At 46.1% G+C, this 15,394-nt stretch carries 14 protein-coding genes; 6 read left to right on the top strand and 8 right to left on the bottom strand.

The annotated features are described in order from the left end of the window. Nucleotides 1–74 precede the first annotated feature (74 nt). From F752_RS0110915 to F752_RS0110890, 6 genes are all read right to left on the bottom strand, one after another. Entirely contained in the window at nucleotides 75–557 is a 483-nt protein-coding gene (locus F752_RS0110915) for a Dps family protein (RefSeq protein WP_017731778.1), read from the bottom strand. 207 nt (nucleotides 558–764) lie between these two features. After that, the gene (locus F752_RS0110910) at nucleotides 765–1,112 is read right to left on the bottom strand and encodes a translation initiation factor (RefSeq protein WP_017731777.1); all 348 of its coding nucleotides are present in this window, start codon (nucleotides 1,110–1,112) and stop codon (nucleotides 765–767) included. Between the two features lie 95 nt (nucleotides 1,113–1,207). Then, nucleotides 1,208–2,125, bottom strand: a complete 918-nt coding sequence (locus F752_RS0110905; protein ID WP_017731776.1) for a 1,4-dihydroxy-2-naphthoate polyprenyltransferase — start codon at nucleotides 2,123–2,125, stop codon at nucleotides 1,208–1,210. A gap of 117 nt (nucleotides 2,126–2,242) precedes the next feature. Continuing rightward, nucleotides 2,243–2,809: a glutathione peroxidase gene (locus tag F752_RS0110900; protein ID WP_017731775.1), complete on the bottom strand. Its 567-nt coding sequence runs from the start codon at nucleotides 2,807–2,809 to the stop codon at nucleotides 2,243–2,245. 151 nt (nucleotides 2,810–2,960) lie between these two features. After that, nucleotides 2,961–4,751 carry an arginine--tRNA ligase gene (gene argS, locus F752_RS0110895; RefSeq protein WP_017731774.1) on the bottom strand — a complete coding sequence of 597 codons (1,791 nt, stop codon included), beginning with the start codon at nucleotides 4,749–4,751 and terminating at the stop codon, nucleotides 2,961–2,963. Between the two features lie 209 nt (nucleotides 4,752–4,960). Next, entirely contained in the window at nucleotides 4,961–5,929 is a 969-nt protein-coding gene (locus tag F752_RS0110890) for an arginase (protein ID WP_017731773.1), read from the bottom strand. 63 nt (nucleotides 5,930–5,992) lie between these two features. Here F752_RS0110890 and F752_RS0110885 point away from each other — a divergent pair, with 63 nt between their 5' ends. Both F752_RS0110885 and F752_RS0110880 read left to right on the top strand, forming a co-directional pair. Beyond that, nucleotides 5,993–7,381 carry a type III PLP-dependent enzyme domain-containing protein gene (locus F752_RS0110885; RefSeq protein WP_017731772.1) on the top strand — a complete coding sequence of 463 codons (1,389 nt, stop codon included), beginning with the start codon at nucleotides 5,993–5,995 and terminating at the stop codon, nucleotides 7,379–7,381. Between the two features lie 398 nt (nucleotides 7,382–7,779). Further along, nucleotides 7,780–8,559 carry a polyprenol monophosphomannose synthase gene (locus F752_RS0110880; protein ID WP_017731771.1) on the top strand — a complete coding sequence of 260 codons (780 nt, stop codon included), beginning with the start codon at nucleotides 7,780–7,782 and terminating at the stop codon, nucleotides 8,557–8,559. 107 nt (nucleotides 8,560–8,666) lie between these two features. Here F752_RS0110880 and F752_RS0110875 read toward each other — a convergent pair whose 3' ends face one another. After that, on the bottom strand, nucleotides 8,667–9,884 hold the full coding sequence (locus F752_RS0110875) for an ABC transporter permease (RefSeq protein ID WP_017731770.1): 1,218 nt from the start codon (nucleotides 9,882–9,884) through the stop codon (nucleotides 8,667–8,669). A 122-nt stretch (nucleotides 9,885–10,006) separates the two neighbouring features. On the opposite strand from F752_RS0110875, the gene F752_RS0110870 reads away from it, so the two are divergent. The 4 genes from F752_RS0110870 (at nucleotide 10,007) to F752_RS0110855 (ending at nucleotide 13,287) form a co-directional block, all read left to right on the top strand. Continuing rightward, on the top strand, nucleotides 10,007–11,230 hold the full coding sequence (locus F752_RS0110870; protein WP_040664536.1) for an exo-beta-N-acetylmuramidase NamZ family protein: 1,224 nt from the start codon (nucleotides 10,007–10,009) through the stop codon (nucleotides 11,228–11,230). Nucleotides 11,231–11,291: 61 nt separating this feature from the next. Beyond that, entirely contained in the window at nucleotides 11,292–12,212 is a 921-nt protein-coding gene (gene fmt, locus F752_RS0110865) for a methionyl-tRNA formyltransferase (RefSeq protein WP_017731767.1), read from the top strand. After that, entirely contained in the window at nucleotides 12,209–12,706 is a 498-nt protein-coding gene (locus F752_RS0110860) for a dihydrofolate reductase (protein WP_017731766.1), read from the top strand. Before fmt ends, F752_RS0110860 begins: the two co-directional genes overlap by 4 nt. Before the next feature lie 164 nt (nucleotides 12,707–12,870). After that, on the top strand, nucleotides 12,871–13,287 hold the full coding sequence (locus F752_RS0110855) for an Hsp20/alpha crystallin family protein (protein WP_017731765.1): 417 nt from the start codon (nucleotides 12,871–12,873) through the stop codon (nucleotides 13,285–13,287). A gap of 377 nt (nucleotides 13,288–13,664) precedes the next feature. Here the strand turns inward: F752_RS0110855 and paaN are convergent, their stop codons facing one another. After that, the gene (paaN, locus tag F752_RS0110850; protein WP_017731764.1) at nucleotides 13,665–15,332 is read right to left on the bottom strand and encodes a phenylacetic acid degradation protein PaaN; all 1,668 of its coding nucleotides are present in this window, start codon (nucleotides 15,330–15,332) and stop codon (nucleotides 13,665–13,667) included. Between the last annotated feature and the right edge of the window lie 62 nt (nucleotides 15,333–15,394).

Below are 15,394 nucleotides of genomic sequence, written 5' to 3'. Positions count from 1 at the left end.
GAACAATAAAAATAAACTTAAAAGAACAGGCCCTGAAAGAGATGCCTGTTCTTTTTAATTGCTTTGAAGTACATTTATTTTTTAGGGAGATGCTTTTCAAGATAGGAAGCCAGCATCCAGCTGTTTTTCTCCAGGTCTCCAACATAGCCCCCAATCAGGTCGATAGTTCCTTCGTCATTGGCATCGCCTGCAACCTCCAGCACTTCGCGCCCAAGGGCAATAAGAGCAGTAAAGTCTTTCAGTACCTCATTTACCATGGATGTATCGTCCATATCGCCGGAAACTTCTTTTATTCGCGACACTTTCAGGTAGTCTGAAAGCTGACTCAGGGGCTGCACTCTCAGCGTTAAAATACGTTCTGCGATGTCATCTATTTTTTCGTTGGCATCGTTATAGAATTCTTCAAACTTCTCGTGCAGCACGAAGAAGTGATTGCTTTTTAGGTTCCAGTGGAAATTTCTTAATTTCTGGTAGTGAAGATGGTAGGCCGCCAGTAATTCGTTCAGGCTCTTCGCTACATTATCTACTTTTTGTCTGTCTAGTCCTAAATAGTCCATTTTATTTTAGAAAAGTTCATTGAGTTCAACCGGCAAAGACATTCTTTGCCCTTCCTCTCTTTTTTAACTGTTGAAGGGCAGAAGAGTTTTGCTAAACATCAATTTAGAAAAGGACTGAAGGACACAGATAATCGGGCACCTGATGGGCAGGTAGTTTAAATTTATTCATAGCCAAAAAACAGGAGTCATTGTAAAATGGAAACCCTCTTATCCGCCAGCCTTTTTGGCTTTAAAGCCTTCTTTGTGCAGAATTTCCAATACCTTATCGCGAAAATCTCCCTGAATCAGAATTTCACCATCCTTTACCGTCCCTCCTACTCCACACTTGCTTTTGAGCAGCTTTCCCAGCTCTTTTAAATCGGCTTCGCTGCCTACAAAGTCGTAGACGACCGTTACTACTTTACCACCTCCCTTTCGGTCGAGGCTAACCCGCAAATCCTGCTGCTGAGGAGGCAGCGTTTCCTGTTCCTCCTGCCCTTCCTGCTGGTATTCAAAATTTGGGTCTGTAGAATACATAATCCCGACCCTGTTCTTTCCTTTATTTTTTTTACTCATTTGCTGCTTGCTCGTTGTTAGTTTGAACAAAAATACTGATTGGAGGAAGATGTTAAAATTTTTCTATTCTGATATTCCCTCATTCAGACATTCGATTATTTTGCCAAAAGGTGACCTATACCAAAGGTAATAACATACGCCAGGGTAGCCAGGGCCATTTGCTTCAGGTACGGATCAAGAGCCGAAGCTGTTTCTTTCTCTTTTACCGCTTTTGCATTGATTACCAGGAGCGGCACACTCAGCAGGAACAACCACTGCCAGGGCGATCGGTAATTGAGCAGCACATATATTGCCGATGCCAACAACCCGCCACCTAGAAGGAGCCAGTGGTAAAATACAGCAGCCCTGCGCCCAATACGCACCGGAATGGATAATTTTCCGGCAGCCTTATCGGAGCGGATATCGCGAATATTGTTGAGGTTGAGCACCGCCGTGGCAAAGAAGCCGCTGCTGGCTGCCGGAAGGAATAAGGCAGGCTCAACATAGCCTGTGTGGAGGTAAAAGGTACCCAACACTCCTACCAGACCAAAAAAAACAAATACGCTGATATCGCCCAGACCGGCATAGCCGTAAGGTCGTTTCCCGGAGGTGTAGGTAATCGCCGCAATAATAGCCAGCACACCCAGCCCCAGAAAAAATAAAAGTTCCTGCCAGCTGAAATCAATGGCTACGGCTAATAGTAAAACCCCGGAAATAAAAGACAAACAGGCAAATAGGATCATCGCCTTGCGCATATCTGCTGCAGAAATATGCCCCGCCTGCACTGAGCGGGAAGGCCCTTCCCGTTCCACACTGTCTGCGCCATGAATGCTATCGCCATAATCATTGGCCAGGTTCGAGAGTACCTGCAGAAAAACGGTTGTCAAGGCCGCAAGCAATAACACCTCCCACTCAAAAGCACCATAAAAAGCAGCCAGAAAGCTTCCTAAAAATATACTGGCCAATGCCAACGGCAGGGTACGCGGACGGGCAGCTGCTACCCATGCCCCCCTCTTACTTACTTTTTTCTCCATCCTTTAAATAATGGCTTGCTACTTCAGCACCACTTTTAGCACAAACTTAAGCCAATTTGCCATAAAAAAAGTGGCTGGCCTTTTCGGCTCGCCACTTTCTTATTTTACTTTTTGCGTTTATTTACGAACTTTCTCTACAATCTCGTCATCCATAGGGTTAACGCCGGATGGATAAAAGCCGATTACTTCCCCATTCTCATCAATCAGAAACTTGCTGAAGTTCCAGCTGGGCTCCTGCCCTGACTGCTCCCGCAACCATTCGTAGAGCGGGTGCTGGTCGGCTCCTTTTACACTTATTTTAGAGAACATCTGAAACTCCACGCCATAGTTCTTTTGGCAAAAGTCGGCAATCTGCTGGTTGGAACCTGGCTCCTGGCTGCCAAAATTGTTGGCAGGAAAACCAAGTACAGCTACCTTATCGCCATATTCCTCATGCAGTTTTTGCAGGTCTGCGTACTGCGGGGTATACCCACACTCCGAAGCCACGTTCACCAGCAGCACCTTTTTGCCTTTATAGCGCGAAAAATCAATTTCTTCGCCATTCAGGGACTTTAATCGAAAATCATAAAAATCACTCATATTCTTAAGCTGGTTTACACCCACTTCCTGCTCGCCGGTAGTCTCACTACAGGATTGCAACAGAAGCAGACAAATAAAAAATGATACTCCTAAAAAATCTCTCACTTCTCTTCCAATAAACGTCTTCTTCAATTTAAGAGATCATGGAAGCATATTATACTATGAACTGAAATGGAGAGCGGCAGTTCAATAATCAGCTCTCCCTGTATAACATAGCCTAAGCCTCCATCCCTAATCTACCTTTTTATGATACTTATCACATCCTTTCCGGCACCTCTATCCCCAGCAGGCCCATGCCCATCCGGATGGTGCGGGCAACGGCAGAGGAAAGGGCAATCCGGAAGTTTCGGCGCAGCTCATCCTCCGCGTTAAAGACCGATACATCAGTATAAAAACGGTTATACTCCTTTGCCAGGTCATACACATACTGCGCCACAACCGATGGAGCATACTCTTCGCCGGCCAGTCTCAGCTTATCGGGCCACTGGCTCAGCTGGAAAATCACTTCCCGCTCGCTGGCCTGCAGCTCTTTTATTGCACTATAATCCACATCCTGATAAGGAATTTCGAGCTGATCGGCCCTGCGCAGAAGACTGGAGATACGGGCAAAGGTATACTGGATAAAAGGCCCGGTATGCCCCTGGAAATCCACCGACTCCTGCGGGTTAAACAGCATCCGTTTTTTAGGATCTACCTTCAGGAGGTAATACTTGAGAGCACCCATTCCAATAATGTTGTAGAGAACTTCGGCCTCCTGGCTTTCGATATCTTCAAGCTTCCCTAACTCCTGAGTATATTCTTTTGCTGTATTCTGCATTTCCTGCACCAGGTCGTCGGCATCCACAACGGTTCCTTCACGACTTTTCATCTTGCCGCTTGGCAGGTCTACCATTCCATAGCTCAGGTGGTAATTTCCCTTTGCATAAGGTCGGTCGAGTTTGCTCAGCAGACTAAACAGCACTTTAAAGTGGTAGTCCTGCTCGTTACCCACCACAACAATGGATTTATCCATGCCAAAATCCTGGTACTTCAGGTCGGCAGTGCCCATATCCTGGGTAATATAAACAGAGGTACCGTCGCCACGAAGCACCAGCTTTTCATCCAGCCCTTCTGCGCTCAAATCTGCCCACACAGAGCCATCTTCCTTTTTAAAGAAAACACCTTTTTGCAGGCCTTCTTCCACAATATCTTTACCGAGCAGGTAGGTATTGGATTCCTTGTACATTTTATCGAAGCGTACACCTATTTTCCGGTAGGTCTCATCAAAGCCTGCATATACCCACTCATTCATCTTTTGCCAGAGCGCGACTGTCTCTTCATCGCCTGCCTCCCACTGCTGCAGCATTTGCTGTGCTTCTTTAATGAGCGGCGCTTCAGCTTTGGCTTTTTCCTTATCCATCCCCTCCTCTGCCAGCGCTTCTATCTGCTTCTTGTATTCCTTATCGAAAATTACATAGTACTTGCCAATCAGGTGGTCGCCCTTCATACCGGCACTTTCCGGGGTTTCGCCATTACCCCACTTCTGGTAAGCCAGCATGGACTTACAAATGTGAATGCCCCGGTCGTTCACCAGGTTTACCATGGCAACGGTATAGCCGTTTGCTTTCAGGATCTCCGAAACGGAAAAGCCGAGGAAGTTATTCCGGAGGTGGCCCAGGTGAAGGGGCTTATTGGTATTGGGTGATGAATATTCTACTACCACTTTTTTTCCGTTGGCCGGCTGCTGTCCCCAGTGGCTGTCGCGGGCAAGGTCGGCAAACACACGCAGCCATGCCTCTTCGGCAATTACCATGTTCAGGAAACCTTTTACGACATTAAAGTCGCTGATAAGGGCCGACTTTTCTTTCAGGAACTCCCCTATTTCTGTAGCGGTCTGGTCAGGACTTTTTCGGCTGATGCGGCTATAGGGAAAAGTGACGAAGGTATAGGTTCCTTCAAAGTCTTTGCGTGTGGGCTGCAGCTTAATTTCCTGCAACTCCAGGCTATGCTGGTACAGCTCGCTAAACGCCTGCTGAATATAAGGGGTAATCTCTTGTTCTAAGTTCATCAGCTTAATAGTAGTCTTTAGTCAATAGTCCTGAGTAAGGCCTTTTCTTCAGCCTGCCTTTTATCTAAAGTAGTAGTTCGGGTTCGGCCATTTATCTCATTTCTGCAAAAAAAAGCAGCCCAATCCGGACAAAGATAAAAAAGGAAAGTGACACTCCGTCAGATATATCCCCGGAATGCCACCCTCTTTTTGTTTTATTTATGGCTAAGTTAAATTTTAACCTCTGCCGAACGATTTTCGAGAGCCTTAACGGTCGATTCAATAATTTCGAAGGCAGTTTCGGCCATGGCATTGTGTTCGTCGAGGGTAGGGTTTACCTCCACAATTTCCCATGCGCATACTTTTGGGTGCTGCACAAGGAGTCGGTTCAATTCCTTGGCCTCATCTTCATATAAACCATTTGGCACGGGAGTACCTGTTCCTTCGCTAATTGCGTCGGGGTCCATGCTGTCCACATCAAAGGAAACATACACCAGGTCGCAATCGGCCAGGCGGGAAAGTGCTTCTTCTGCAATAGCTTTTACGCCTTTTTCACGCACTTCGCTAACTGTAAAATTGCGGATACCATGGTTTTCCATTAAACAGCGCTCCGGCTCTTCTGTACTACGAACACCAATAAATACCACATCTTCCGGTTTAATTTTAGGGCCATCCACTCCTATTTTTTTTATCTCCTCCCACTCCTGCAGGGTCGACTCTTTCGGGTTATTGACCCTGCATTCCAGGTTATCGATAGCCGCGGCAATGGCCAGCGAAAAGCCATGCATATTTCCGGATGGCGAGGTATAGGGAGTATGAAAATCGGCATGAGCATCGATCCAAATTACTCCAATGCGCTTATCCGGGTTGGCATTCTTTATTCCGCAGATGGTACCGGCAGCCGTAGAATGGTCGCCGGCGAGCACTACAGGAACAAAGCCTTTATTTATGGTGTCGCTGATTGTCTCGCAGGTCCGCTCCAGCATAATCCGCACTTCATGAATATGTTTGGCATACGGATTTTCAATATCCAGGAAGAGTGATTCGTTAATAGTGGGGACAGCAGTTGTTTTGTATTTACGAAAGAAATCTGAACCTTTATTAAGTGAAGCCGTTTTAATTGCACCTACGCCTAAGCTTGCTCCGCGGGTTCCGGCAGCCAGTTCCGAACTTACTTCGACTAATTTTAACTTTTCCATTTTGCAAAGATTATTATTTTAACCAAATTTTGCAGCTTAACCTATACAACCTAAATCCTTAGAATGAGAAGTTACGCCGATCTGATTCATCAGACCTTTTATTTTCCTACCGAAGAATTTAAAGTAGAAAATAACGAGTTGATTTTTAATGGTGTGCCTTTGATGGATATCATCAAAGAGTATGGAACACCGCTAAAGATCACGTACCTACCCAAAATCAGTAAGAATATTCAGCAAGCGAAGAAGCTTTTTTCGAAGGCTTTTGAAAAGCATGACTATAAAGGTAACTATACTTATTGCTACTGTACGAAATCCTCGCACTTCAGCTTTGTACTGGAAGAGGCTCTAAAAAATGACATCCATCTGGAGACCTCTTCAACTTTTGATATGCCCATTATCAAAAAGCTGTATGAGCGCGGAAAGATAAGCAAAGATACATTAATTGTTTGTAATGGCTATAAAAGAGAGCAATATAGTAGGTATATCACCGACTTTATAAATGAGGGCTTTAATAACTGTACGCCTATACTCGACCACCTCACAGAACTCGATTATTACGAGCAGCATGTAAAGGGAGAATTTAATGTAGGAATGCGGGTAGCCTCGGATGAAGAGCCAAACTTCGACTTCTATACCTCCCGCCTGGGTATCCGCTATAACGATATTATCGATTACTATAAAAACGTTATCAGCAAGAGCGAAAAAGCCAGGCTTAAAATGCTGCACTACTTTATTAATACCGGAATAAAAGACACCGTGTATTACTGGAGTGAGCTGAGCAAGTTTGTGCAGATGTACTGCGACCTGAAGAAAATTTGCCCTGAGCTGGATACCATCGATATCGGCGGAGGCTTTCCAATTAAGCTTTCGCTGCACTTCGAGTACAATTATGAATACATGATCGACCAGATTGTATTCAACATTAAGGAAATGTGCCGCGAGAACGATGTACCCGAACCCAATATCATTACCGAATTTGGCAGCTACACGGTAGGCGAAAGCGGCGCCACTATTTACTCAGTTATTGGTAAAAAGCTTCAGAACGATAAAGAGCTCTGGTATATGATCGACGGCTCCTTTATTACACAATTGCCCGATGTATGGGGACTGAATCAGAAATTCCTGATGATGTCCGTCAACCACTGGAACAACAACTTCCATAAGGTAAACCTTGGCGGGCTTACCTGCGACAGCCACGATTTCTATAATTCAGAGGCTCATACCTCGGAGGTGTACCTACCTAAAATAGAGGAGGGAGAAACGCTGTACATGGGCATGTTCCATACAGGAGCCTACCAGGAGTCGCTTGGTGGCTATGGCGGCATTCAGCACTGCCTCATCCCTGCCCCTAAGCACGTGATTATTCAACGTGATGAAAATGGCAATATCCAGTCGGAGCTTTTTGCCGCTGAGCAGGATAGCGAAAGCATGATGAAGGTACTGGGCTACTAGGGCCGTAAGAAGTATTAAGAGCTAAAAAGTGATTAAAATGAAGGCTGGTACAAACCGGCCTTTTTTATGCCCCTGATGTTTTAATAGTTCAATGGCTTCCTGATTTTCTCTTTTGAAAATCCTCTGTTCTGCCTTTATACCCTGCAGGGGAGCTGGAGGAGGCAGTTTAAAAGAATTCAGGACTCAGAGATAAAGTAGTGTTTCTGCACGGTCGGCTGTTACGTGACTGCCATTTTTCTTTGTTTGCCAGGGAAAAGCAATATTTACCAACACCCTCAATTCATTGTAATTCAATTATTTACCACTCATTGGTGTTATCATGGGAAAAGACATGGACTCCTGCATTCTAAAAAACTAAAGGTTTTTACTATTTTTGAATTTTCCTAAGCAAAACCGAAGTGAGTAATTGTATTGTAATTATACCGACCTATAACGAGATTGAAAACATTGAGGCGCTCATCCGAAGGATCTTTACTCTTCCGCGCGCCTTCGATGTGCTCATTATTGATGACAACTCACCAGACGGAACAGCTGCTAAAGTGCAGGAGCTACAGGCTGAATTTGGAACCAGGCTACACCTGCTGGAACGCTCCGGAAAACTGGGTTTGGGCACCGCCTACATTCTTGGCTTCAAATATGCCATTGAACACCAGTTCGAGTATATATTTGAAATGGATGCCGACTTCTCTCACAACCCGATGGACCTCATCAGGCTCCATGATGCCTGCGCTTCAGAAGGCTATGACCTGGCGATTGGCTCCCGCTATGTAAAAGGAGTAAACGTGGTTAACTGGCCGATGTCGCGGGTACTGATGTCTTACTTTGCCTCTCATTATGTTCGCTTTATTACCGGCCTTCCCATACACGACAGCACCGCTGGCTTTAAGTGCTACCGCCGAAAGGTGCTGGAATCTATTAACCTGGACAAGATTCGCTTTGTAGGATACGCCTTTCAGATAGAGATGAAGTTTACAACCTGGAAGTGGGGATTCCGGATTAAAGAGGTACCCATTATTTTTACCGAACGCGATAAGGGAGAATCTAAAATGTCCCGGCATATTTTCCGGGAAGCGGTGATCGGCGTCATTCAGATGAAGCTGAAGTCCTTCTTCAGGAAATACCAGCCTGAGCAAAAGAAAATTAAGGGAAAGGACAAAAATAAAAGTATACCAGCTTAACGAAATGAAGCAGGAGTTCCTCTGCAAAACAGGCTACTTGGTTTTGGTATAGCAGAAGCAGCTTTTTCTCCTTCTCAGCCTTTCACCTCTTGGACAGAACCCTTCTACTAGGAAAACTTAATGGCTTTAATTGGCCGGATACGGGAGATTACCATAGTAGGGACCAGCATCATTAATAAGCCTAAAATCAGCACCAACACGTTCAGCAGAATAATCAGCGACCAATTCCATTGTATCGGCACATAGTCCATGTAGTAGTTCTGCTTATCGAGCGGTATCAGGTGGAAGTAATATTGTATGGCCGCCAGGCCAAGCCCTATGATATTCCCCCACATAATACCCCTTGCCACCATCAGCATACCGTTATATAAAAAGATACGGCGCAACAGGCTGTTTTGAGCGCCTAAAGCCATAAGGGTACCAATCATACTGGTTCGCTCCATTATCAATATCAGCAGAATTGAAATGATATTGAAAAAGGCCACGAACAGGATAATGGTCAGGAAAATAACCACATTACGATCCAGCAGCCCCAGCCACTCAAATATCTGGATGTTTTTATCCGTAATTTTTTCAACGAAGTAATTGTAATCAGTCGCTTCATAGAGCGCTTCCTGTGCCGCATCCAGCTGGTCGAAATCCTTTACAAACACTTCGTAGCCTCCCACCAAAGTATCGGGCCAGCTATTAAGTTGCCGAATCAGGTTCAAATCACCTAAAATAATGGAGGCATCAAAATCTTCCATGCCGGTGCTGTATATTCCTTTAATTTGCAAAGGCCGAAAACGCGGAGGGTTTTGCACGAAGTACATCAATACTTCATCGCCCAACTCTAGCCTTAGCTGGTCGGCTATTTTCTGGCTCACCACCACTTCGGTCGATACGGCCGTATCGGTATACTGGGGAATTTCCCCTTCTACCATATTCTCAATGAAGTATTCCTCACGAAAATCCGGGCCAACCCCTTTTATCACCACCCCCTGCACTTCTTCTTCTGTCTTGAGCAAGCCGGGCTTATAGGCGAAGGCCTGTACATGCTCAATAAAAGGATATTCTTCCTGCTCAAGCGCAAAAGCCTGCCCGGAAGACAGGGGGTTCTCTCCAAATAAATTACTGGCCGTATAACGGGTTACCTGCAGGTGACCTCCAAAGCTTACCACCCTGTTCCTGATATTCTCCTGAAAGCCACGAAGGATTAGAAAAGAAATAAGCATTACCGCCAGGCCCAAACCTATACTGGCAATAGCAATTTTATAAATTACTGATGAGAAGGAGCTTACCTTACTTTTATTTATTCTCGAAGATATAAAATACGATAGATTCAATGTTGCTCGTTTTAAAACAGCCTGCGGCATTTGCTATTTCCGGATTGCCTGAAAAATAGCATCTTTGCAGCTAAGGCTACTCCCTGCCTGGAAAAAATGTTTTGCAAATTATAAAATTCTTCATGAAGCATCCATACCTCTTACTCATATTATGCAGTTTTAGTTTGCTTGCCTGTGCCCAACCTTCTCGCAACAAAGCTAAAACCGCTCAGGAGCAAACAGCGCTCCAGCCAGTAAAAGATGCGCCCCTTGTGTTAGGTGCTACCCGCACCGATCGCTACCTGCCTGCACTGGAAGGAAAAAGAGTAGGCCTCCTCATTAACCACACCTCCCTGCTGCCACAGGAAGGAGAGTATGTACACCTGCTCGACTTCCTGCTGTCGAAAGGAGTAAACGTTACGACCATTTTTACGCCTGAACATGGTTTCAGGGGTACGGCCGACGCAGGCGAAAAAGTGAACAGTGGGACCGATGCGCAAACGGGCCTGCCCATTGTTTCGCTTTATGGAAGCAATAAAAAGCCAACCGCCGAGCAGCTGAAAAACATCGATGTTCTTCTCTTTGATATTCAGGATGTAGGCGCCCGCTTTTACACCTATATCAGCAGCATGCATTATGCCATGGAAGCCAGTGCCGAAAATGATAAAAAGTTTATCGTCCTGGACCGGCCTAACCCGCATGGTCATTATGTAGACGGGCCTGTTCTGGAACCCGCATTCCGCTCTTTCGTGGGCATGCACCCTATTCCGGTGATCCATGGCCTTACCGTTGGCGAATTAGCACAAATGATCAATGAAGAAGGCTGGCTGGCCGGGGGTAAAAAAGTAGCGCTGGAAGTGGTGCCGATGGACAACTACACCCATTCCACCCCCTATACACTTCCGGTTAAACCCTCGCCTAACCTGCCCAACCAGCAGGCCATTATGCTCTACCCCAGTCTTTGCTTTTTCGAAGGCACCCCTGTGAGTGTGGGTCGGGGCACTTCCTTTCCTTTTCAGGTAGCCGGCTACCCGGCAGAGCGCTTTGGCAGTTTTACTTTTACGCCTGTCAGCACTCCTGGCGCTAAAAGCCCAAAGCACGAAAACCAAACCTGCTATGGCATTGACCTGCGCGAAGCGGCAGCCCCAAATCAGCTCGAATTAGCCTACCTTATCGACTTTTACAAAACCTATGAGCCCAAAGACGATTTTTTCATTCCATTCTTTAACCTGTTGGCAGGTACAGATGAACTGAAGAAACAAATCATAGCAGGGGCAACAGAGGAGGAAATACGGGAGAGCTGGGCTCCTGAACTGGAAGATTATAAGCTGCTCCGGAAGAAATATGCACTCTACCCCCTGGAGTAACATGCTTTGGTTTGCCTGACAAAACAGAAAATCTGTAGTTTTACAAAAAACACCTGACTGAATGAAAAAAGACCTTCGCATCATTTTTATGGGCACCCCTGATTTTGCCGTTCCGAGCCTCCAAATTCTCGTGGAAAACGACTACAAGGTGGTGGCGGTGGTTACAGCCCCTGACAGGCCCAAGGGTCGCGGACAAAAGGTCATTCCCTCGCCCGTAAAGGAATATGCGGTTTCCCAGAATCTCCCGGTACTTCAGCCCACTAATTTAAAATCGCCTGACTTCCAGGCTGAGCTAAAAGCTTTAGAGGCCAACCTCCAGATTGTAGTCGCCTTCCGTATGCTGCCGGAAGCAGTCTGGTCCATGCCTGAAATTGGCACTTTTAACCTGCATGCTTCCCTCCTGCCAAAATACCGGGGCGCTGCCCCTATCAACTGGGCTATTATTAAGGGGGAGAAGGAAACCGGCATCACCACTTTTTTTCTGCAGCACGAAATAGATACAGGCCATATCCTCTTCCAGGAGAAAGAGCCAATTCTGCCAGATGATACTGCCGGCAGCCTCTATGAGCGCCTCATGCACAAAGGAGCAAAGCTGGTGCTTAAAACTGTGCAGGCCATTGAGCAGGACGATTACCATCCAAAGCCGCAGGCCGACACTGCTGCCACGCATGCCCCCAAAATTTTTAAAGAGACCTGCCAGATTGATTGGCAGAAGCCTGGTGCGGAAATTCAAAATTTTATCCGGGGGCTGAGCCCTTACCCGGCTGCCTGGATGGAACTGAATGGTCAGCATTGCAAGGTTTTTGCCACAAGCCTGAAGGGCGATAAAGGAACCGAAAAGGAAGCCGGCGAAGTAGTAACAGACAATAAATCCTTTATTGCCGTAAAAGGAAAAGATGAGTTAATTTATTTAGACGAAATACAGCTGCAAGGCAAAAAGCGTATGCCTGTAGCCGACTTTTTAAGAGGAAACCAATTATGATCCGATCAATTATCGTAGCCCGTGCCAGTAATGGCGTTATCGGCAAGGACAATAGCCTTATCTGGCACATGCCAAACGACCTCAAGTTTTTTAAGGATACCACCACCGGCCATTATGTACTAATGGGAAGAAAGAGCTATGAAGCGATAGGCAAACCACTTCCGAACCGGCTCAACATCATCATAACCCGCAATCCCGACTATGTTGTTGAAGGCGCCATGGTCGTCCACAGCCTGGAAAGTGCGCTCCGGCTTGCAGAAGACCAGAAGCAGAAGGAAGCTTTTATTTTAGGCGGGGGCGAAATTTATCGGCAGGCCTTTAAAAATAACCTGGTCGACCGCATTTACCTGACAGAAATTAAAGAGGAGTTTGAGGGTGATACTTTTTTCCCGGAACTGGATGCCTCTCAATGGAAGGAAACCCAGCGGGAAGAGTTTAAAGCGGACGAAAAGAACCCCCACGATTATGCTTTTGTAATACTGGAGCGGAAGTAGAAGCTGGAAAAGCAAAGTTCCAGAAAGGATGTTGAAAAGTTAAACCATTCTGCATTGCAGACATAAACCGCTGTATTTCAGAAACTTTAAGGCCAGATATCAGTATAATCTGTAAATATCTTTTTAACTGATGTAGAACTAAAACCGATAGAACTATGTCACTGATGAGAAGATCCAACCAGCCTACATTAAGTAATTTTCTGGAAGACTTCTGGGATACCAGAGGACTGAGCACCGACCGGTCCCCTATATCGATGCCTGCCGTAAATGTATGCGAAACAGATGAACAGTTCAGGATAGATGTAGCGGCGCCCGGCTTTAACAAAGAGGATTTTAACCTCCATGTGGAAAACAACATGCTTACAATTTCTTCAGAAAAACAGCTGGAAGATAAAAAAGAAGAAGAAAATGTAAGCCGGCGTGAATTCAGTTATGGCGCCTTTCAGCGAACTTTTACCCTACCTGCTTCGGCCAATGCCGATAAAATAAATGCAAAGTATAATAATGGAGTTTTGGTCATTAACATTCCTAAAAAGGAAGAAGCTAAGGCCAAACCACCAAAGCGCATCGACATCAGGTAAAAACGGGTAAGAATAAGTAGTATCCCTGGCAAAAAGCCGGGGATTTTTTATGCTTTACTCTCCTGCACCTGCTCATTCCATAAACTAAAGCTGGAAAGCTCAGCATAGGCCATTCCTTCAATTCCTCCGCACTCTTACCATTATATTATACAGTTGGACAAGTGTCTCCGAAGTAAATGGATGCACGCGCTCTGTACACTTTTGCAGAAAATAGCGGAAGTTTGCTACTTTCCGGGAAAGCCTCTCCTCTCCACCGGCCGATTTCATTTCACAATTAGAGTTTCGCCATGTGCAACAAAAAAAGCCGGCAAAAGCCGGCCTTTTCTATTGCTTTCCTTTTCTATTGTCTATTATTATTTATTTATCTACTGCCTGTCTTAGGCCTTAGCCGGCTCTCTAAAGCCTACCCAGGTGAAGCGTTTCACCACATATTCGGGATTCGTAAAGCTGGCATTTCCTGCAGGGTTGCCTCCTGTTACGTGAAAGTCGGAGAAGCCTGCATTCTGGTTTACATAGATGCCGCCGGTTAGGTTAAAGCTTACGGGTGTAGCCGCCAGGCTCATTTCGTCGGCAATGGTTTCTTTCAGGCTTTCGTCCGTTACGTAGGCACCGCAGCTGATGGCTCCATGCGCCTGCGCCAGCTCTTTCGCCAGGGCAATGCTTTCGTCGGTACTTTTGGTTTTAATCAGAAGTACAATCGGGCCGAACAGTTCACTGCTGAACAGCTCCTTTTTGCTGCTATCTACCTCCAGCACCACAGGTGTAGCGGTACGGGCTTTCTTAAACATAGGGTTTTCGATGGTACGTGATTTCAGCAGTACCTTTGCATCCAGTTTTTCAGCATCGGCCACCCTTTCGCAGGTACGCGGATTCTGAATGGCACCGAGGACAAAAGGCCCCGCTTTCGGGTTATCGACCAGTGCATTCACCTGCTCAATAAACTTTTGGGCAAAATCATCAAAGCTAAGCGTTCCTTCGGGCGTTTTAATACCGCTCTCCGGTATATAAAAGTTCTGAGGGGCTGTACACATCTGCCCGCTGTATAGCAGCACAGAAAAAGCAAGGTTGGCAGCTACCTTATCTGCATCTTCCACAGAATCGAGGATAATGGAATTTACCCCTGTTTTTTCGGTGAAGACTGCCTTACCTTTCAGGTTTTCGAGGTAGTTACCAAACTCTGAGCCACCGGTATAGTCAATCACTTTCACCTCCGGGTGTTCTGCCAGTTCTTTGGTTATCATTTTGTCGAAAGTATCGGCCCCCAGCTGAATCACATTCGGGTCGAAACCTTCTTCCTTCAGTACTTTCTGTATTTCGGCTATTACTATGGCAATCGGCAAAATACCCCCCGGGTGCGGCTTAACAATTACCGGGTTCCCTGTAATAAGGCTGGCATAAATACCGGGAACGGAATTCCAGATGGGGAAAGTGGAGCAGCCTACAACAAGCCCTATTCCTTTTGGTACAGCCCGCCATTCCTTTTCCAGCTTTATATTGAACTTGCCCATGGGCTTATCCCAGGTAGTACCGGCCGGGACTCGCTTCAGCTCCTCGAAGCCGTAGGCAATGGCCTCCAGTGCACGGTCAGCAGCGTGAGGTCCGCTGGCCTGGAACGCCATCATATATCCCTGACCGGTGGTGTGCATGGTCGCATAGGCAATCTCGAAAAAACGTTCCTTCATTCGCTCCAGCGATTCCACCAGGATACCGGCACGGGTTTCAGGGGTGGCCTTCCGCCAAGCTGTAAACGCTTCCTTAGCGCGGCTGATAAGGGTTTCTGGAGAAAAAAGAGGATACTGAATATTTAGCGACTCCCCAAGGTAAGGTGATTCCTCCTGCCCTTTCCAGTCTTCAGCACCTGACTGCAAAAGCTCTTCATATTTTTTACCGATTCGGGATTGAAATTGCTTCCGGCCTTCTTCGTCGGCCGTTTCACCATATATTTTTGGTGATGGATGCTCCGGGTACTGCGCATAAAAATCGCGGCTGTGAAGGGCGTTAATGGCATTCTCCAGAATAGACTGATGCTTTTCAAAAAGTGACATGTAATTTTTATTTAAATCTGACTAAATAGATAAAAAGTTTCGTGCCGGCCTGCGCTATCTTA

This window comes from Nafulsella turpanensis ZLM-10 (assembly GCF_000346615.1).
GTDB lineage: Bacteria > Bacteroidota > Bacteroidia > Cytophagales > Cyclobacteriaceae > Nafulsella > Nafulsella turpanensis.
Note: the sequence above shows the minus strand (reverse complement) of the source record. Positions and strands in the feature narration are given on the sequence as shown.